Annotated in this window: 18 protein-coding genes; 8 read left to right on the plus strand and 10 right to left on the minus strand. The window is 47.4% G+C overall.

The features are described from left to right. Nucleotides 1-27: 27 nt before the first annotated feature. Complete coding sequence (locus AAC052_RS10325) at nt 28-1,395, plus strand: vanadium-dependent haloperoxidase (RefSeq protein ID WP_339813046.1); 1,368 nt, start codon at nt 28-30, stop codon at nt 1,393-1,395. A 61-nt stretch (nt 1,396-1,456) separates the two neighbouring features. Here AAC052_RS10325 and AAC052_RS10330 read toward each other — a convergent pair whose 3' ends face one another. The 10 genes from AAC052_RS10330 to AAC052_RS10375 all read right to left on the minus strand — a co-directional run bounded on the left by AAC052_RS10330 (nt 1,457) and on the right by AAC052_RS10375 (nt 11,955). Further along, entirely contained in the window at nt 1,457-3,142 is a 1,686-nt protein-coding gene (locus AAC052_RS10330; protein ID WP_339813048.1) for a sodium:solute symporter, read from the minus strand. A gap of 15 nt (nt 3,143-3,157) precedes the next feature. Then, on the minus strand, nt 3,158-3,304 hold the full coding sequence (locus AAC052_RS10335; RefSeq protein ID WP_317492213.1) for a hypothetical protein: 147 nt from the start codon (nt 3,302-3,304) through the stop codon (nt 3,158-3,160). Nucleotides 3,305-3,316: 12 nt separating this feature from the next. Then, on the minus strand, nt 3,317-5,815 hold the full coding sequence (locus AAC052_RS10340; RefSeq protein ID WP_339813052.1) for a PIG-L family deacetylase: 2,499 nt from the start codon (nt 5,813-5,815) through the stop codon (nt 3,317-3,319). Between the two features lie 176 nt (nt 5,816-5,991). Further along, complete coding sequence (locus AAC052_RS10345) at nt 5,992-6,630, minus strand: peroxiredoxin (RefSeq protein ID WP_317492215.1); 639 nt, start codon at nt 6,628-6,630, stop codon at nt 5,992-5,994. Between the two features lie 96 nt (nt 6,631-6,726). Further along, entirely contained in the window at nt 6,727-7,425 is a 699-nt protein-coding gene (locus tag AAC052_RS10350; RefSeq protein WP_339813054.1) for a hypothetical protein, read from the minus strand. A gap of 124 nt (nt 7,426-7,549) precedes the next feature. Next, nucleotides 7,550-8,260, minus strand: coding sequence for an SGNH/GDSL hydrolase family protein (locus tag AAC052_RS10355; protein WP_317492217.1), 711 nt, complete (start codon nt 8,258-8,260; stop codon nt 7,550-7,552). Continuing rightward, nucleotides 8,253-8,609, minus strand: coding sequence for an MmcQ/YjbR family DNA-binding protein (locus tag AAC052_RS10360; RefSeq protein ID WP_339813056.1), 357 nt, complete (start codon nt 8,607-8,609; stop codon nt 8,253-8,255). The genes AAC052_RS10355 and AAC052_RS10360 overlap by 8 nt, the downstream gene beginning before the upstream one ends. Further along, the gene (locus AAC052_RS10365) at nt 8,609-8,809 is read right to left on the minus strand and encodes a DUF6728 family protein (RefSeq protein ID WP_152000115.1); all 201 of its coding nucleotides are present in this window, start codon (nt 8,807-8,809) and stop codon (nt 8,609-8,611) included. Before AAC052_RS10365 ends, AAC052_RS10360 begins: the two co-directional genes overlap by 1 nt. A 5-nt stretch (nt 8,810-8,814) precedes the next feature. Beyond that, nucleotides 8,815-10,809, minus strand: coding sequence for a (E)-4-hydroxy-3-methylbut-2-enyl-diphosphate synthase (gene ispG, locus AAC052_RS10370; RefSeq protein WP_339813058.1), 1,995 nt, complete (start codon nt 10,807-10,809; stop codon nt 8,815-8,817). A gap of 438 nt (nt 10,810-11,247) precedes the next feature. Next, nucleotides 11,248-11,955 (minus strand): SDR family oxidoreductase, encoded by a 708-nt coding sequence (locus AAC052_RS10375; RefSeq protein WP_339813060.1) that lies wholly within the window; start codon nt 11,953-11,955, stop codon nt 11,248-11,250. A 177-nt stretch (nt 11,956-12,132) separates the two neighbouring features. Here AAC052_RS10375 and AAC052_RS10380 point away from each other — a divergent pair, with 177 nt between their 5' ends. The 7 genes from AAC052_RS10380 (at nt 12,133) to AAC052_RS10410 (ending at nt 19,816) form a co-directional block, all read left to right on the plus strand. Further along, nucleotides 12,133-12,861 (plus strand): ABC transporter permease, encoded by a 729-nt coding sequence (locus AAC052_RS10380; protein WP_317492221.1) that lies wholly within the window; start codon nt 12,133-12,135, stop codon nt 12,859-12,861. Between the two features lie 6 nt (nt 12,862-12,867). Next, nucleotides 12,868-13,617, plus strand: coding sequence for an ATP-binding cassette domain-containing protein (locus tag AAC052_RS10385; protein ID WP_339813062.1), 750 nt, complete (start codon nt 12,868-12,870; stop codon nt 13,615-13,617). Nucleotides 13,618-13,729: 112 nt separating this feature from the next. Then, on the plus strand, nt 13,730-14,047 hold the full coding sequence (locus tag AAC052_RS10390) for a DUF3817 domain-containing protein (protein ID WP_339813063.1): 318 nt from the start codon (nt 13,730-13,732) through the stop codon (nt 14,045-14,047). 81 nt (nt 14,048-14,128) lie between these two features. Then, nucleotides 14,129-14,992, plus strand: coding sequence for a ChaN family lipoprotein (locus AAC052_RS10395; protein ID WP_339813064.1), 864 nt, complete (start codon nt 14,129-14,131; stop codon nt 14,990-14,992). Nucleotides 14,993-15,104: 112 nt separating this feature from the next. Continuing rightward, the gene (locus tag AAC052_RS10400) at nt 15,105-16,865 is read left to right on the plus strand and encodes an ATP-binding protein (RefSeq protein WP_339813065.1); all 1,761 of its coding nucleotides are present in this window, start codon (nt 15,105-15,107) and stop codon (nt 16,863-16,865) included. 235 nt (nt 16,866-17,100) lie between these two features. Then, nucleotides 17,101-17,919: a ParA family protein gene (locus AAC052_RS10405; protein ID WP_339813067.1), complete on the plus strand. Its 819-nt coding sequence runs from the start codon at nt 17,101-17,103 to the stop codon at nt 17,917-17,919. A 541-nt stretch (nt 17,920-18,460) separates the two neighbouring features. After that, nucleotides 18,461-19,816: an enolase C-terminal domain-like protein gene (locus AAC052_RS10410; protein WP_339813069.1), complete on the plus strand. Its 1,356-nt coding sequence runs from the start codon at nt 18,461-18,463 to the stop codon at nt 19,814-19,816. The last annotated feature ends 10 nt before the right edge of the window (nt 19,817-19,826 follow it).

Raw genomic sequence — 19,826 nt, forward strand, 5'->3', positions numbered from 1 at the left:
GCACCCAGAAGAACAAAGGAGAAAGTGATGTTAAAACGTTTTTTACTAGGAACATGCAGTTTGGTCATTATTGGTTTAACCCTAGATGGCTGCAATTCATCAAAAGGTGAATACAAGGAGGTGCTGAAAGACCCCCAACTTTACCATGCGTCTGTAAAAAAACTTACAGACATTATCGTTCATGATATTTTTTCGCCGCCCGTCGCCAGCCGTATTTATGTATACCCCAACATTGCGGCCTACGAGGTGCTTGTCAACCAATACCCTGACTATCAGTCGCTGGCTGGCCAACTAAACGGCCTGGGCGAAGCTCCGAAGCCAGACCCTGCCAAAGAAATGGATCTGCACCTGGCTTCAATACATGCTTTTCTTACCGTTGGCAAAGCGCTGATATTCTCTGAGGATAAAATGGACGTTTTCAGAAACAAGCTTTACAACAAAATACAGGAGACAGATATTCCCTCAGATGTTTTTGACAACTCTATTGAGTATGGTGAAACAATGGCCAAGCATATCATGGATTGGGTGGCGCTGGACAACTACAAGCAGTCCAGATCCTTCCCTAAATACACTGTGATGGACAACCCAGACTACTGGAAGCCGACACCCCCTGACTACATGGAAGGCATTGAACCACACTGGATGAAAATCAGAACTCTTGCCCTCGACTCATGTAATCAATTTGTACCGAAACCACCTACTCCTTACGACATGGCAAAAAACAGCCAGTTTTACAAGGAGCTGATGGAGGTATACGAAACGGGCGTTAACCTAAGCGAAGAGCAAACGGAAATTGCCAAGTTCTGGGACTGCAACCCCTATGTATCGCACCACAAAGGCCACGCAATGTTTGCCACCAAGAAGATAACGCCAGGCGGACACTGGGTGGGGATTACCGCCATTGCCACCAAGCAAGCCAACTCCAACTTCATGCAAACCAGTGAGGCATATACCATGGTGACCATCGGCCTCTTCGACGGGTTCATTGCCTGCTGGGATGAAAAGTGGCGCAGCATACTGATCAGGCCCGAGACTGTTATTAATCAATTTGTGGATGAAGATTGGGTACCCCTGTTGCAAACTCCTCCCTTCCCGGAATACACCAGCGGACACAGCGTTATTTCCAACGCAGCTGCCTCCGTGCTGACCAAGCTGTATGGCGAAAAATTCAGCTATCACGACACCACTGAGATGGAATATGGCCTGCAGCCCAGAAATTTCGACTCGTTCTTTGCTGCCAGTGAAGAAGCCGCTATAAGCCGCCTCTACGGAGGCATTCACTACATGCCAGCTATCACTGAGGGCATTACCCAGGGCAGGCAAGTGGGTAGTTGGGTGCTCGACAACGTGAAGACCAGAAAAGGCTCGTTATCGGAGGCTAAAAAGGAAGATTAGTACCCACTAATAAAAATGCCCGCAATCGAAGAATCGATTGCGGGCATTTTTATTTATTTGATCAGTCTTTGTTGATAACAAGGTTGATAACAAAAGCGAGAGCGATAACGCCGAAGCAGCCAATGACATTGTACCATAAATAAGCGATGTCGGTAGTTTTGAAGAGCACTATAACGACAAGCTGAGAAATGACGGCTGCCCAAAAGACTGCTGGGCCTTTAATAACCTTGATAAAAAAGGCGACCAGGAATATGCCTAGAATGCTGCCATAAAATATGGAACCCAGGATGTTCACGGCTTCTATGAGGTTCTCCACCAGATTGGCGAAAAGGGCAAATCCAATGGCTACAAGTCCCCAGAAGGCGGTGAAGAACTTCGACGCATGGACAAAGTGTTTTTCAGCCCCGTCTTTTTTCACCAGCCGCATATAGAAATCGACGGTGGTGGTCGAAGCAAGGGCATTCAGTTCCGAAGCCGTCGACGACATGGCCGCAGAAAATATGACAGCGAGCAACAGCCCAATAACCCCCACTGGCAGGTATTCAAGAATAAACGACAGGAAGATATAGTCCGAATCTTTGGTCTCTGTTGACTCGTCTACAGACGTCAGCAAATCCTTTACCTCCTGTCGTGTAGCCTCGGTCTCCGCCTGATACTGGCGTACTAAAGACTCGCTTTCTTCGATCTGATTTTCATCTCCTGCCATGCGAGCAGCCTGAAGATTGGCAAGTGCTTCCTTTTTCTCATCAAAAATCTCCCGGTGCCTTGCCTCCAGAGCCAGATATTCGTCAGCTTTAGCAGATCCCTCAATCATCTCAACATTCGACACCTTGAAATGAACGGGAGGCAGATTGTACTGGTAAAAAACAAACACCATTACCCCCACAAACAGGATGAAGAACTGCATGGGTATTTTCAAAATGGCATTGAACATCAAGCCCATCCGGCTTTCCGCAATGTTTTTGCCTGAAAGATAGCGTGACACCTGCGACTGGTCAGTACCAAAATATGACATCTGCAAAAGCAACCCAGCAAACAAGCCGTTCCAAAATGTATAACGCACACTGCCATCAGTTGAAAAATTCACTACCTCCAGCTTACCCAGGTTGCCAGCCACGCTCAGGGCTTCTTTGAAGCTGATATGCTCAGTAATGAGGTAAATCAAAATACCAAAGGCGACAAACATACCAATCATTATTACCGCCATTTGTTGTTTTTGCGTGATGCTAACTGCTTTGCTTCCCCCACTCACAGTGTAAATAACCACGAGTCCTCCAACCAGCATAATTGTGTAGGAAAGATCCCAGTGGAGCACCGTGGAGATGATAATAGCTGGCGCATAGATGGTAATACCGGCCGCCAGGCCTCGCTGCAGTAGAAAAAGGAAGGCACCCAGGAGTCTCGTTTTAAGATCAAACCTCTTTTCTAAAAATTCATAAGCAGTGAATACCTTCAGCTTATAGTAGATCGGGATGAAAACTGCAGAAACGATAATCAGGGCAAGGGGCAATCCAAAGTAGTTTTGCACGAAACCCATACCGCTTTCGTAGGCCTGGCCTGGCGTCGAAATAAAAGTGATGGCTGAGGCTTGCGTGGCCATCACGGAAAGCCCTATGGTTCCCCATTTAAAACTTTTGTCTCCCAGTAAATAGCCGTCAATATTGGAGTGGCTCTTATATTTCAGCGTGCCGTACCCTACAATGAACGCAAGGGTACTTAATAATACAATCAGGTCAATGTTGCTCATGCGTAGGAATTAGGGTCAGGATTGATACGTGACAGTGAACCAGTAAAACAGCCCAATCAGTACCGCAAAAAATGCCATTACAAAAAGGTAAATGGCCTTCCATGAGCCCAAAAAGGGTGCGTCATCCATCTCATCCTCCCGAAGTTCTTTTTTTTCAATCACAGTAGTTGTAGGTTATTTTTTTCCTAATGAAATCAAGTTAGTAAAGAGGCGATAAGCACCCGGAACCCCTGCAGGAAGCTCCCGAAACCATGAATACCCCGTATATACATAATATCCTTTGCCATACTGTGCCACAAGCAGTCCTCCTGAAAGAGGCTCTTCTCCCGGGTCGTTGCTGCTCAATACTGGCTTGAAATGGTCATCCCATTCCGATGCGAAGTAGAGACCACGCTCCTGCACCCAACCCTCAAAATCTTTTTCGGTGATCTTGTTAGGGTAGCTGAGCACCTCGCTTTTTTCATCCAGGAACCTTACAGGAGCTTCCTCCACTGTCACCCTGTCCCTCCCAATCTTGATTGGATAGGGGGCTATTTTATCGGTAACCATGCCACCGGAAGTCAGGTATTGGACAATCACCGTTCCACCATTCTCTGTGTATTTGAACAGCTTCTCATTTTCATACTTAAGCTGATCCATTGTGTTAAAGGCCCTTACCCCCAAAATGATGGCGTCATACTTTTGCAAATCCTTCGATGCCACGTCTTCCACCGTAAGCTCATCAACGGTATAGCCAATTTGTCTTAGGCTCGCCGGAATCTCATCGCCAGGACCCATCAGATAGCCTACAAGCTGCCCCTTCTTTTCAAGGTCTATTCTCACCACCTGCGCCGAAGATTCAGGAAAGAGCGTTTGCACAGGAATATGTGCGTAGTTGATTTCGATCAGGCCCTTGCTGTAAATTTTGCCACCAACCGTGGCAACAGCCGTTACCGTGCCGGTTCCCTGCTTTTTCGGTGGTGTTACTGAAAACTCAAACACCTGACTTGCCCCTTTTACTGCCAGGTTAAATGGCTGGCTGGCTGGTTTCGACTCCCATCCTTTTGGTAAACTTAGAGCAATAGTTCCGTCAATATTAGCCTTGCCCGACTTCACTGTTACTTGAACCATTCTGGGCTCACTGTCGGCAAACACGTAAACCTTTTCATTGATGTCGGCAAACACAGGCGGCGTCACCACAAAAGGCCTGTAAACCTCGCCATCAACTCTATCGTTTCTTTTAAAGATCAAAGGCATTTCCAGGTCCAGCTCCAGGCCATCAACAGCCACAACATAGTTGACCATTACAGCAGGCGGATTTTCAGGAAGCCCTCTCATTAGTTGATCATCTACAGCATACATTCCAATTGTTCCTTCCTTTTGCAGCCAATAAGGCTGCGAGTAAGCCATGCTGGCCGGGATAACGAAGCTCTTCTCCAGTTGAAACCCCTGATTGTTTTCCAGTTTTTGATCCAGCGATATACGGTCATTCAAAGCATTGACAACTAGCGCCTTGAGGGTAAGCGTGGCGGGGGACCGGTTGATTACCTCAAAATTCACTTTTATTGAGTCGCCGGGAGTCACTGCATAGTCATTAGCCTTCGCTTCCAGAAAAAGGCCTGTGATACCTTTGATAAGTGTTCTGATTTCTTCCTGCTTCACCTCTCTCCAATACACATCACTTATGCCATTCAGTGCCTGATAAGCCTGCATCAAGTCAGGAAGAATAAGTGTGGGGTTTTCGGGGTCAAAGTTGATAAATGCATTTTCGGTATGAAACGCTACTTTGTCGCCGCCTTTTACCCGCCTCCAGGTGGTTTCTACACCCTCCATCACATCTTCTTTGGCCGCTTCTCCACCAAGATGCTGAAGGTATTCAACGTTTGTTCCTCTCGAACCAGTGGCACCAAATCCCTGGCTCTTGTGCATACTCCTGCTTTCAGCAGACAGCTCTGTGTACGACTTTCCCAGCAAGGTGCTATAGGCGCCCACGTCCACGCCAATCCAATCCTTCGAGTCGTACTCTCCCGGGTTGGCATAAAACCATCGGGAAGTATTCCAAAGGATGCGTTTCGGCTGCCAGGTGGTGACGTATTTCAGTTGTTCAGGAAATCTCTTTGGGTCAGCTGCGGCTTTAAAAGCCTCGACTGCCAGAATCGCCGAGGCAGTGTGATGCCCATGGCTCTGTCCGTCTGGTGGGAATCTGGTGATCAAAACGTCGGGGCGAAATTTTCTGATGTTCCAGATCATGTCTGAAAGCACTTTCTCCCTGTCCCAAATTTGAAATGTCTCCTCCGGGTTCTTTGAGTACCCAAAGTCATTGGCTCGTGAAAAAAACTGCTGTCCACCGTCGGTTCTTCTCGCAGCCAGCAGCTCCTGAGTTCTTATCAACCCCAGCAGCTCTCTAATCTCAGGGCCAATTAGGTTCTGTCCCCCATCGCCTCGGGTGCAAGCCATGTAGGCGGTTTGGTACAGCCGCTCATTGGCCATATAGGCGATCATCTGCGTGTTCTCGTCGTCCGGATGAGCCGCTATGTACATAACCGAACCCAGCACATTGAGCTTTTTTAGCATTTGCTTTAGCTCAGCGCCATTGTATCGTGCTGGTTTTTGTGCTTGTAAAGAAACGGAGAGTAATGTGGCAACAAAGAATAAAACAATAGGTTGGGTAAAGAACCTCTTTTTCAAACGCATAGACAGGTGGTTTAACTTGCAACTTAAACGCCTCAAAGTTAGGAAGGTTTGGAAAATTAATCGGGTGGTGAAATAGCAGGAGTAGTGGCAGAACTGTCAGGTTAGGCACAAAAGAAAGACCACAGGGCGATTACCTCCGTGGTCTTTCTTAATGAGTTGAAATTAACCTCCTTTGCCTACAAATTAGGCTGGGGAGTAAGCCTCAGGTACGGCTTTATCTTCTTATATCCTTTGGGGAACTTCTTGTCTGCATCTTCATCGCTGATAGCCGGTGCGATCACCACTTCCTGACCACTTTCCCAGTTAGCCGGAGTAGCTACTGAATAATTGGCTGTTAGCTGCAGGCTGTCGATCACTCTCAACAACTCGTTGAAGTTTCTGCCGGTAGAAGCCGGATACGTAATCATCAGCTTTACTTTTTTGTCGGGGCCAATGATGAACACGGATCTCACCGTCAGCTTTTCGTTGGCATTTGGGTGAATCATGTCGTACAACTCAGCCACTTTCCTGTCGCCATCTGCAATGATCGGGAAATTCACATTCGTATTTTGGGTCTCGTTGATGTCTTTGATCCAGCTATTGTGGCTATCCAGTGGGTCAACGCTGAGTGCCACCACTTTCACGTTCCGCTTTTCAAATTCACCTTTGAGCTTGGCTGTTGTTCCCAGTTCGGTGGTACAAACCGGCGTAAAATCGGCAGGGTGCGAGAACAATATACCCCAGCCATTGCCCAGCCACTCGTGAAAGCTGATAGGCCCTTCTGTCGTTTCTGCTTTGAAATCCGGCGCTATATCGCCAAGTCTTAGTGTTGCCATAATTGATGTTTATTAATCTACTTAATTGATAGAATAAAGGTAAAGTACTTCACCAGAACTTTACAACACCGGACAATGAAAAAGAGTTTGGGGAAATTAAAATCCTGTGCCGGTGGTATCGGCTGCGTCCAGAGGTAGCTCAGGCTCCAAAGCTTCGTCCTTTGGCTTTTTGTTCCTTTTTCGGAAAAGCCCTTTCTTTTCTACAGGGGATTCATTGCCCAGGGAATCCAATTGCGGGGTAGCTGCGCCATCAGTCTGAAGAGAATCTTCTGCAGCTGGCGCCTCCTTGGGAGCCACGAACACCTCGCCAAACAGCTTGTTGTAGAATATTTGCTCTTCATTAAACTGGTCTTTCGGATCGTAGTTTCTGATGTACTTCTTCGGTGCGGGCTTTGTCGGAGGCGCTGTGGCAGGCTTGTCTACACCAGAAGAGTCGGTTGACACAGGTGCAAGTGAATCTGTGGCTGCCATTTCATCCTGGTACAAATCTTCATCGAACGTAACCGAATCAGCAGAAATAGGAACGAACTGGTTCTCCATTTTCACTGTCTTCAGGTTATAATTCTTGACCAGATAAGGATCACGGGTGATAATACCATTCTTATTCTTCTTCACCCAGGGCCCATATTTAGGCATAGAATCAGGGCCGAATGGCGAGAAAGCCAACATCCGCAGTGAGTCGTCAAGGATAAAGGTGCTTTGAAAGGCAGGGCAAATTTGATTGCTTTTACAGGAGATCAGTCCGGCAATTGTTATAACTACAATTAAAAAATAAAGGCCAGAGCGATATCTCATTAAATGCCGATGGGTTGATAGTCAGTCAGACTGAAAATTGTATTATAAAAAGCTAGCCGGCGATATTTGATTTACTAGTAAACGCCAAATATAAAAATATTATTGGAGGCGAAAAAGGTTCTTTCTATTTGATCATCTCTTCAACTATGGGGAAGATTTCGGATACCCATTGAGTATACATCTTTCCTGAAGGATGCAAACCATCGCTTGCCACCAATTCAGGGTCGTTGGCTGCTTCTCTCGACCCCGGGGTGATGTTTACAAATGCCACGCCAAACTTTTTGGAAATAGCCTCAGCTGCTCTATTAAAAGCATCTATCTCCTTCCCTATCTTCTCAGGGTTTCGGTCAGCGGCGAAAGGGGTGACACCATAATCAGGAATACTAACCACGAACACCTTTTCAGCTTTTCCATCTGCAAAGTTGATGGCTTGTACCAAAAGCGCTTCAAATTGTCTCTTGTATTCATCAAGCGAGCGGCCCCTGTATTGGTTATTCACGCCGATCAGCAAAGATACAAGATCATACGGGGGCTTCGGGGAGGCCTTTTCAATACCTTTTTGCAGCTCATCGGTAGTCCAGCCAGTGGTGGCGATAATTTTCGGAGGTGCCACGGAGACCCCACTTTGGCTAAGCGCAGCAGCCAGTTGAACAGGCCACCTCTCGTTTTCAGCAACGCTTTCACCAATGGTGTAGGAATCACCAAGCGCCAAAAACTTCAAACTGCCGACCTGATCCATACTTTCAGTATTTTGTTTATTTTCCTCGTTGCACCCCAAAAGTGCTATATACGAAAGTAGGAAAATGGCTAGAAAAGTGTATTTCGATTTACTCATAGTTGGCAAGCTCCTCCTTCAATTTCTTTGGCAGGCTGTCAACAATCAACATATAGGAGTGATCGATCAATTCGTACAAGAGTTTGTCTCCTACCGACCCATCGGTGTCCACGGTGTTCCAGTGCTGCTTGTTCATATGGTAGCCGGGCTTAATTCCTTCGTAACTTTCTCTTAGCTGAATGGCCCTGTCGGGATCGCATTTGAGATTGATGCTTCTGAAAAGCTCCACGTCGGCAAGGGCAAACATCTTGCCCATTACTTTAAACACGAGCGTATTGCTGTCAAAAGGGAATCCTTCGGTGACACCCGGTTTGCGAATGCAATACTCTCTATACTCTTCTATATTCATTACATCAAGCGGCGAATGGTCCAGATAATTAGTGCCATTAAAAATAAAAGGATCGATATTTTGTTGATCCCATGCATCATCCTAAGGTTGAAGTTTGGCTTGTTATTGGGATCCTTTTTACGGAAGTAGTATTTAAACACTTCGCTAAAGTCGAAGTAGTTGGTGCTTTCTTTCTTCTCCTGATTCTCTGAGTTTGCCATACTGGTTATGCCTCCACTTTTTCGGGATCCGTCCATCGGCCGTCTTCCCTGATGATTTCTATTAATTCGTCCACTGCCTTTGCTGAGGCGACTGACCTTTTCACTACCTCCTTGCCTTTGTACAGGGTGATTTTACCTTTGCCTGAGCCCACATAGCCATAATCGGCATCGGCCATTTCACCCGGACCGTTTACAATGCAACCCATGATACCAATCTTCACGCCTTTCAGGTGATCAGTGCGCTTGCGAATCATGGCGGTGGTTTCCTGCAGGTCAAACAGCGTTCTGCCACAAGAAGGGCAAGAAATGTATTCGGTCTTCGACATTCTGGTGCGAGCCGCCTGCAAAATGCCGAACGAGGTATCGTTGTACAACTTAATCTGTGGCTTGACAGCGTCGTTCCCTTCCAGCGTTTGATTGGCCCAACCCAACATAATGCCGTCGCCGTAGCCATCGATAAGCAGTCCGCCTACGTCGGTGGAAGCAAATAACATCAGTTTGTCGTCAGAAATGGGCTCAAAATCTCGCCGGATAATAACTGGTAACTTCACTCCTGCGTCCTCCAGCACAAAGAACATTCGGCGCAGCGCCGGGTAGGCATGTGCATTGTCTGTTTTTATAATGAGCACAATGTTCTTCCTAGCGGCCAGCATTTTCCAGTCAACATCAAAAGCTTCCTCATCCGAGAGCTGAACAAAATTGAGCTCCGGGTGCAATTTGGCAATGCTTAAATCGTTGATATCAATCAGCGGATAAGTGTTTTTCTGATCAGCATGGTTAACCCAAACGGCGTAGTCTATGATCTCTCTCAGGCCATTGGGCAACATAAACGGAACTGGCGTGCTTCCTGAATACACATAGTCAGTGCCGTAGTCGTTCATTCTCCATTTGTCGGGCTCCGGTAGATAAAAATGACCCGTTACCTTCAAATCAGGATACTCCGGGTTTTGCAGTCTGCTGATGTCCGTAATTACCCGGGGAACATTGTCACCACCGATATTGGAGACTTCCTGAGAATGGCGTTTCGTGTATTCGAAGGGGCTGTAAGGCGGATTTTCAACCGGAACAATGGTGTTGTGCCTAGCCCGGTGATCATATCTTTCGACCAATGCGCTCGCCACTGGCAGCTCCAGCTCAGGCTCTTCAGTCAACGACACCCTGACTGTATCACCCAAACCGTCCTCCAGCAAAGTGCCGATGCCCACAGCCGATTTGATTCTGCCGTCCTCAGCCTCACCAGCCTCAGTTACTCCCAAATGCAGCGGATAGGGCTTGAATCCCTCGTCGTCCAGCATCTTCACCAAAAGGCGGTAGGCCTGCACCATCACCTGGGTATTGCTCGACTTCATGGACAGCACAATGTTGTAGTAGTTCAACTCTTCAGCAATCCGCAGAAACTCCAGGGCCGACTCCACCATGCCGAGTGGTGTGTCGCCATAGCGGCTCATAATGCGATCGGAAAGTGAACCATGATTGGTGCCAATGCGCATGGCAGTGCCATACTCCTTGCAGATCTTTACCAGCGGAATAAACTTCTCCCTGATGCGTTCCAACTCCTGCTGATAAGCGTCGTCGGTGTAGTCAATGACTTCAAATTTCTTCTTGTCGGCATAGTTGCCAGGATTCACCCTTACCTTTTCCACAATTCTTGCGGCAAGCTCAGCTGCATTGGGGGTAAAATGAATATCAGCTACCAACGGTGTGTTATACCCTCTTTTGACCAGCTCTTTTTTAATGGCCTCCAGGTTCTGGGCTTCCTTTACGCTTGGTGCCGTGATACGCACATACTCACAGCCCGCCTCGATCATTCTGATAGACTGCTCAACCGACCCCATCGTATCCATGGTATCGATAGTAGTCATAGACTGCACCCTGATCGGGTGATGGGCACCCATGGGGGTATCTCCAATGGTTACCTCAATGGTTTTTCGCCTCGAATAAGAGGTGAGACTGTTGCAGAAGTTGATTTTTGACAGAAGGGCTGCGTCCGCAGTGTGCATAAACTAATCGAATTATAGATTCTGCAAAGTTAACTAATAAAGTGTTTAAGTGTTTGGAAGTGGAGGAGGAAAGAGTGGCCGGGAGGTTTGAAGACGGAAGACCGGAGTCGGGAGAGGCGTTGGTAGGTGAACTGGCCTGAGCGGTGGAGACGACAGCCTCCAGTGAGGGTCTGAAAGACAGGAGGCCAAGTACGGCTGAGAACCCTGGTACATAGGGCTTTATCCGATGTGGCGGTATATCGCTTCGTCCAGGCCCTTTCAGGGGCGCCCCGGCTCTCGGCTTAGATGATGACAAGCCCTGAAAGGGCGACATACACCCAGGATGGCGGTGAAGCCGCATCCTGAAAAATGGTGCTCAGAAAAACAACCGGTGTCTGACGGCTCTTGCATTGTGGCTAGGTGCCGTGCCGACACCTATAACCTCATCCTGAAAAAGCCTTAAATATCTCCCAGCTGAGGTCTTATCAAAATATCCTCCACCACGGACCTGGGTGACAGACTATACGCTGCCCAAACCATAGTAGCTACGTCTTCTAACGGAATAAAACGTTCTTCAGGTATATTGGCTTTTTCCCAGCTGGCGGTAAAAGTCGCTCCGGGCAGCACTGAACTGACCCTGATTCCAAAAGGCTTCATTTCTTCCCGCAGCACCTTGCTCATGCCGTACATGGCAAACTTGCTGATGGCATAGCTGCCCCCATTGGCATAGGCAACAATGCTGGCAATCGAACAAATATTAAAGATGTGGCCCTTGCCAGCCTCTTTCATTCCGGGAATAATTCCTCTCGAAAGATGATAGGCACTGTACAGATTGGTGTCAATCATTGTTTCCAATGCGTCCTCCTCCTCAGTATGCACCTGCCCGGGGATAAACACACCCGTGTTGTTGACGAGCACGTCTACTGGCCTGCCTGTTTTTTTAACAAATTGCAGAAAGGCATCAACTTCAGCTCTTTTGCTTAGGTCGGCTTTAAAAGTGTGCACTACAGCTTTAGGCGCCATCTTACTTACCGCCGTTTTCAACGACGCAAGCTGGTCTTCTGACCTTGCACAGGTGACTACGTCAAACCCATGCTGAACAAACGCTTCAATAATACCCCTGCCAATGCCTTTTGTGCCCCCAGTGACAACAATTAATTTATTCATTTTACTATCGTTTAACCTGACTTTCAAGCAACTAAGTGCCGGATTCTCTTTAAAATTGTGGAATTGCGCTACCCGAAGGGTAACCAATATCCCCGAAAGTTAGTTTAATCTTCTTTTTTCCTGTCCGAAACTTTCTTTAACGGTGGGGATGTTTTTTCTTGGAACAAATTTGAGCAAATGGAAAGCATAGGCAAATTCATGATCTTTTTGGGGCAGCAGTTTACCCGCATGGAGTCGTTCAAGACTTACGCCAAGAGAGTTGTGGATGAGGCCATTCTGATCGGCTACAACTCCCTTCCCCTATTTGCTATTATTGCCACTTTTATGGGGGCTGTTACCACCCTGCAAACAGCCTACAACCTTGTGAGTCCGCTTGTTCCACTTTACATTGTATCAATGGTAGTGCGTGACATGACTCTCCTCGAACTGGCCCCAACTATCATGGCCATTGTGTTTGCGGGTAAAGTTGGTTCCAATATTGCCGGCGAGCTGGGCACTATGAGGATCACGGAACAGATCGATGCGCTTGAGGTAATGGGCATCAACGCAACCTCTTATCTCGTGCTGCCAAAAATTATCGCCTCTATCCTAACCTACCCTATGCTCGTTGTGTTCTCAGGCTTTCTGACAATCCTGGGAGGCTACCTGATTTCTCTTGCTACAGGTGTGCTTACAGGCACGGAATACATCTACGGCATTCGATACGAATTCGTGCAATTTAACGTCTCCTTTGCGCTGATCAAATCGGTGGCATTCGGCTTTTTAGTAGCAGCCATCTCTGCTTACAAAGGGTATTATACTGTGGGAGGTGCGCTGGAGGTAGGCAAATCGAGTACCAGCGCAGTGAACAATAGCTGCATTGCCATTCTGGTTGCCGACTACGTACTGGCCCAACTTCTTATTTGATTTTGTATGATCGAGATAGAAAACATCAAGAAATCTTTTGACGGAAAGGCCGTATTGCATGGCATTTCCGGCAAATTCGAAAAGGGCAAAACCAACCTGATCATTGGTGCCAGCGGCACAGGAAAAAGTGTGCTTCTCAAGTGCATTGTGGGCCTGGTGAAACCCGACGAGGGAACGGTGACCTACGATGGGCGGGATTTCACACACGGCGACAAGAGCCTCAGAACGGACATCAGACGTGAAATAGGCATGTTGTTTCAGGGCGGAGCGCTGTTCGATTCCATGAATGTGGAGGCCAATGTGATGTTTCCACTCAATGTGCTTACCAAGATGCCTCAGGCCGAAAAGCTCGATAGGGTCAACTTCTGCCTCGAAAGAGTGGGACTGGCCGGTGTGAACAAAAAAATGCCATCGGAAGTGAGTGGAGGTATGAAAAAGCGGGTTGGGATTGCCAGGGCCATTGTCAACAACTCCAAATACCTGTTTTGCGACGAACCCAATTCCGGCCTGGATCCACAAACATCGATCACAATAGATAACCTGATTCAGGAGATCACCTATGAATTTGATATTACCACGGTGGTCGTTACCCATGATATGAACTCAGTGATGGAAATCGGGGACTACATTCTGTTTATGCATCAGGGGTACAAAAAATGGGAAGGCAGCACCGCCACTATTGCACAGGCAGATGTGCCCGAACTCAAAGATTTCATTTTTGCCAACAAGCTGATGAGGACGATGATAAAAAAGTGAAGTAGGACTATGGCCTTTCACTCATTTCGTTTTACCCACGAAATAAAAAATAGATTTGAATTATCAATCAGGGTTGGTCAATGAAGCATGACCTAACAACCGTTTTTTCCAAATGAATAGCAAGGTTTCCTTTTTCCGTTTTGTTGCCACCGTTGAAGGCATTTCATTCCTCGTATTATTATTAATCGCTATGCCATTGAAGTACTGGATGGGTCAGCCACTAGCCGTCAGGTATGTGGGAATGGCTCACGGTGTCCTGTTCCTGCTATACATTCCAGCCTTGTTGTTAGCGGCTCCTGTGTTAAAATGGGGCTTTTTAATGATATTCAGAGCGTTCCTGGCCTCACTTCTGCCGGGTGGCACTTTTTTGCTCGACAGGCAAATTATAAAAGACTGGAAAGAGATCAATTCTTCAGCAAACAACAGCTAACTGCCGGCATTTAAGTGCCCTGAAATAGTACCTTGATAGAATATTGGCTTTCTTTATCGCAACCACCGGATCATTTAACCTATGAAAACCCTTCTCTTTTCCTCGCTGCTCCTAGTCACCCACTGTCTCTTTGCCCAATCACCACAGGCGTTTGAAATCTACAATTCAAAAGGCAAGCAGGTTGCTTACGAAAAAATGCTAAAGGACATTTCCCGGGCTGATGTGGTCTTCTTCGGTGAGCTGCACGACAACTCCATCAACCACTGGCTCGAGCTGCAGGTAACTAAAAGCTTATACGCTGAACATGGCAAAGACCTGGTAGTCGCTATGGAGATGTTCGAGGCTGACGATCAGCTAGTGCTGGACGAGTTTATGACAGGCCTGATTGAAGAGAGGCATTTGCTCAAGGAGGCTAAAATGTGGGATAACTATAAAACAGACTACAAACCCATAGTAGAATTTGCCAAAGAGCACCAGCTGAAGGTGGTGGCATCAAATATCCCCCGAAGGTATGCCAATCTTGTATACAGAAAAGGGCCTGATGCGCTCAATAATCTGCCCGACGAAGCAAAAAAAAACATTGCCCCTCTACCCCTGGAAATTGACTTTAACTTGCCTGGCTATCAGGAAATGATAGAGTCGATGGGTGGGCACGGTGCCCCGGGAAGCGCCGAAAACCTGGCCAGCTCTCAAGCGAGCAAAGACGCAACAATGGGCTGGTTCATCAGCAAAGAAAGCAAGGGCAAGGTCATTCACTTCAATGGCTCTTACCACTCCAAAAATGGGGAAGGCATCATTTGGTACCTGAACAAATACAATAAGAAAGCGAGCGTGGCCACCATACATTGTGTGGAGCAGGAAAACATTGGAGAGCTGTCCGAGGGGAATGTTGGTGCTGCAGATTTTATCATTGTGATTCCCTCTGATATGACGAAAACCTACTAAACTTACTGTCCACATAAGCTCAAATCGAATTTCGACACACAGATATCGGATTATTTTTTTACTTTCATACAATTTTAAGCTCCAACAGGCTTCTATTTTTTCAACCAGCAAAATGAAGTTACTTACGAAAGCACTCCGGAGGCTCCTACCTACCAGAGATGCCTCCAGGCCTATAGAAGAAAGGCTTTTTGAGATCACACTCTGCCTCACTATTCTCACGCTGCTGCTATGGTCGTCAGTCGGTATATTTTCCCAATTCAATCCGACTGTCCTCGGCATCTATCTGTTCGCACTGTGTTTTTACTCTGCGGTCTATTTTGCTGTTAAAAAAGGCATATCCTTTCGCCTCACTACCTCTGTTTATTACATCTCTGCGTTGCTTATCATCTCGTTTGGCTGGCTCCCCTCTGGCGGCATCCGTGGCGCTGTGATGCACATGTGTGTGCTCATCTACATCTCAGGGCTTTTGGTTTTACCTATACGCCGTTATATCTCCTTTATCATATCCACGATTTGCATGGTGATCATTTTCGTCACCATCGAGTACTACCACAGAGACCTGGCCGTGCCCTACACTGACTATGTGAATGAATGGAGAGATCTTTCGATAGCGGGAGTGGTCATGCTGGTGGTGATGGGCTTTGCTTTCTACATTTTTAAAAAAGAGTATTTGCACGACAGAGCGCATTTGCAACAAATGAACCTCGAGTTGGGTGCTGCCAAAGAAAGGGCTGAATCGGCTGACAAAGCTAAAAGTCAGTTTCTGGCTACTATCAGTCACGAAATGCGGACGCCTTTAAATGGCATCGTGGGGCTTGCCGAACTAATCGAGAAAACTAATCTTGACAAAGAACAAAGCGAGCTTGTAAAAAACCTCTCCACCAGCAGTCAAATTCTATCAGGCTTGATTACCGATGTGCTTGACATCACCATGATTGAAAACAATCGGGTGACCTTACAAGAAGACGCTTTTGAACTGAAGGACGTAACGAAAGATATCAGCCAGCTATTTTATGGATTTGAGTCGGTGAAAACCGGCAAGGTTTCCATCGAACTGGTGCACGCCAGTAAATCCGACATTCACCTGATGGGTGACCTTAAGAGGATCAGGCAAATCCTTATTAACCTGGCAACGAATGCGGTCAAATTCACGCCCGCAGGAAAAGTGACCATAGCTACGACCGTTGTGAGAAAAGAAGATAAGACCGCCATAGTTCTTTTCAAAGTTGACGACACTGGCATTGGAATTCCAAAAAACCAGCACCCAAAAGTGTTTTCCAGGTTTTTTAAGAATGAAACTGACTTGGCGGTGGGAGGCACCGGGTTAGGGCTTTCCATTGCCAAGAGCCTGACCGACTTGATGCATGGGAAGATTTGGTTCTATTCCACCGAGGGCAAAGGCAGTTCGTTTTATGTGGAACTGCCACTACCGCTCGCTACCCATGGCGAGCATTCGCCCGCTGAGAAACATATCCAACCGATAAATTTCAGCGAACTATCCATTCTTGTAGCCGAAGACGTACACATCAACAGGCTTGTGATGCTTAAAATACTCAAGAATATTGGCATCACTAAAATAGAAGTGGCTGAAGATGGAGAGCAGGCTGTAGCCCTTGCTTCTTCCGTGGACTTCGACTTTATATTGATGGACGTTTTGATGCCCAGAATGGACGGCATTGAAGCAACCAGGGAAATTCGCAGGATTTTTCTGGAGAGAAAGCAAAGCCCTCCTTTCATCGTCGCCGTTACGGCCAATGCCACTACAGAAGATGAAAACAAGTGCAGAGAGGCCGGAATGGTTGACTTTATCACCAAACCATTTACTACAGACGTCCTCAGTGCGGTTTTCACCCGCCTTTGGGCTTCAGTCTAGCTGTCGTCACCAGCATCATTATTTATACACAAATCATTTCCAACAGCCACTCGACACATCGGCTTGGCTAACTTTGAGAAAAATGTTTAACTTACTACGAAGCTTTAGCAGTCAACCTTTGACTTTGCCGACCTTATAAAAAAACTCACTGTTCTTTATATAATTTTTTCTTGAAATAATTAAATTATTTACAGAACCGTGCTTTTTTGTCTATATTTAAGTGATCAGCCTAGCCATGGGAAATACCGTTGCCATTTACAATTTTAAAGGAGGGGTGGGTAAAACCACAACCGCTCTCAATCTTGGCTACGCCTGGTCCCGGCAATTTAAAGTACTTTTGATCGATTGCGACCCACAGTGCAACCTCAGCAACTCCCTGGGTGCCGACAATTCTACCAAGTCCATTTACAGATACATCAAAGACCTGCTGCACGACAATCTTCCGGAGAGCATTGAAGCACAGGAAGTAACACCGTATATGCATCTGCTACCTGGAGACTACCTGATGACTGAAATGGAGTCGAACAGCAGGTTTATTTCGTTTGGCCCTAATATCGTGCAGAAGCTTGGATACGTACTGCGAAAGGACTACGACATCGTGATCATGGACATGCCCACTCATTTTGGAGGACTTGTAAAGTCTATGCTTACCGATGTCGACAGTATCCTGATTCCGGCCCTTGCTGATTCGTTCTCCATCGATGGCATTAAGAAGTTACTGACTTTTCTCTACACTGTTGAAAGAAAAAGGCCGCTGAACATATTGGGCATCTATTTCAACATGTACAAGCAGTCACTTATCCACCACCGGGAAAAGTACGCTGAGGCAATGACCGAATTTGAAGACTTGATACTGGAGAGCACTGTATCCAACTCCATCAAGGTAAGCGAAGCCATAGATATCGGGAAATCCATGAACAGGGTCAACCCTGAAAACAAGTCAGCCATCGACTTTCTCAAGCTCAGCGACGAGCTGATGGCCAAGTTCAACAACACTTTTTTGTCATCGAAATTCATCTCAGAAGAGTTTCTGGAGAATATCAAAACGAGGTAAGCCGCTGAAAAGGATTCAACCGCTGAGAAAACCGAAAACACAGCGCTAGGGAGAAATATCGCCCGGCTTTCGGTAAACGCAAACTCCTCACAGTAGTCCCGTAGGGACGACACATAGGTAAACTCCACCAACACGTAAAACAAGCACTGCCAGTGCCGTCAGGTACGGCACATGGCGCACCCACGTGCCTGCCAAAAAACTCCTGACACTATCTGAGCTATACAAAATCCACTCTTCACCTTTCAGATGTTGAAACCGCAGGGCAAACGCATTTAAAACAAAAAGGAGTCAAATTTTTTTCAAAGCTGTTTTTTTACCCCGTTCCACGTCGGCGACCCTTAAGGGTGAAACAGCTTTGAAATTCGTCTTTCCCTTTAGGGCTAGGGTAAAAAGAAGAATTTCGAAGCCAAATGGTTTTAAATGCGTTTGCCCTGGTTAAAACCGCCTCAATCGCCCCATCGCTTCTCATCAAAAAGGCTAAGCATCGTTCTCCTCAAATTCCTATATTCAATCAAAACATACCTTAACTACAAATTATACCATGGAAAACGAGAACAATAAAACCAATATTGGCCGCCGGGAGGTCATCAAAGGACTGGGCCTTGGGGCCACCGGCACGTTTCTGGGGGCTGCCAATCCGGCCGTGGCTGGCGTATACGAAGCTGCCACCAAAGCCCTCCCTCCTCTTACCATCACCAATGTCAAGGCTATTTCTACCTGCCCACACGGCATAGAGCTGATTGTGGTGAAAGTGGAAACCAGCGAACCCGGATTGTATGGCCTAGGCTGTGCCACCTTCCGCCAGCGGGCCAGGCCTGTTATCTCAGCCATCAACGACTACCTCAACGATTTCTGCAAGGGCAAAAGCGTCGACAACATAGAAGACATGTGGCAAACCGCCTATGTTAGCTCCTACTGGCGCAATGGCCCCGTGCTCAACAATGCCCTTAGTGGCCTCGATCAGGCCCTGTGGGACATCAAAGGCAAGCGTGCCAATATGCCGGTGTACCAGCTACTGGGAGGCAAATGCCGGTTTGCCATCCCCTGCTACTCTCATGCGTCAGGCAACTCCCCGGAAGCCGTCGCCGACGATGCCAAGCGCATCATGAACGAGGGCTACAAGTACGTGCGCATTCAAATGGGCGGCTATGGGGCTGCCGGCGTGGCGTCAGTGCCCGACTTCAAAGCCAAAGGCTTTGGCATGCCCGACGACAACTACATGGATCCCTACTTCTACATGAAAAGCGTGCCCGAAATCTTCGCCAAAACCCGGGAGGTGTGCGGTGAAAGAGTGGAGCTATTACACGACATCCATGAACGCCTCCAGCCCAACGATGCCATCAACATGATCCGCCAGCTGGAAGAGTTCAGGCCTTTCTTTATAGAAGACCCCTTCTCTCCCGAAAACATTGGCTATTTCAGGCAGCTTCGGCAGCAGAGCAGCGTGCCGCTGGCCATGGGAGAACTCTACAACAACCCCCACGAATGGGTGGGCCCCATGAGCGAAAGGCTGTTTGACTTTATCCGTATTCATATTTCACAGATAGGTGGCATTACCCCCGCTATGAAGGTGGCCAGGCTGGGTGAAGCGTTCAATGTGAAAACAGCGTGGCACGGACCTGGAGATGTGTCGCCGGTAGGCCATGCTGCCAATGCCCACATCGACTTTGCGGTATGGAACTTTGGCATTCAGGAGAGTGTGAATTTCTCCGACACGCTGAGAGAGATCTTCCCCGGCAGTCCTTTTATGAAAGATGGCTATATGTACGTTAACGAAGCGCCTGGCCTTGGTGTAGATATCAACGAGAAGCTGGCGGCCAAGTACCCTATTCCTGAGAAGCAGCTGAACGGCTGGACACAGCTGAGAATGCATGATGGTACGCCGGTGCGGCCTTAGGATTTCTCCC

This window comes from uncultured Imperialibacter sp. (assembly GCF_963974565.1).
GTDB lineage: Bacteria > Bacteroidota > Bacteroidia > Cytophagales > Cyclobacteriaceae > Imperialibacter > Imperialibacter roseus.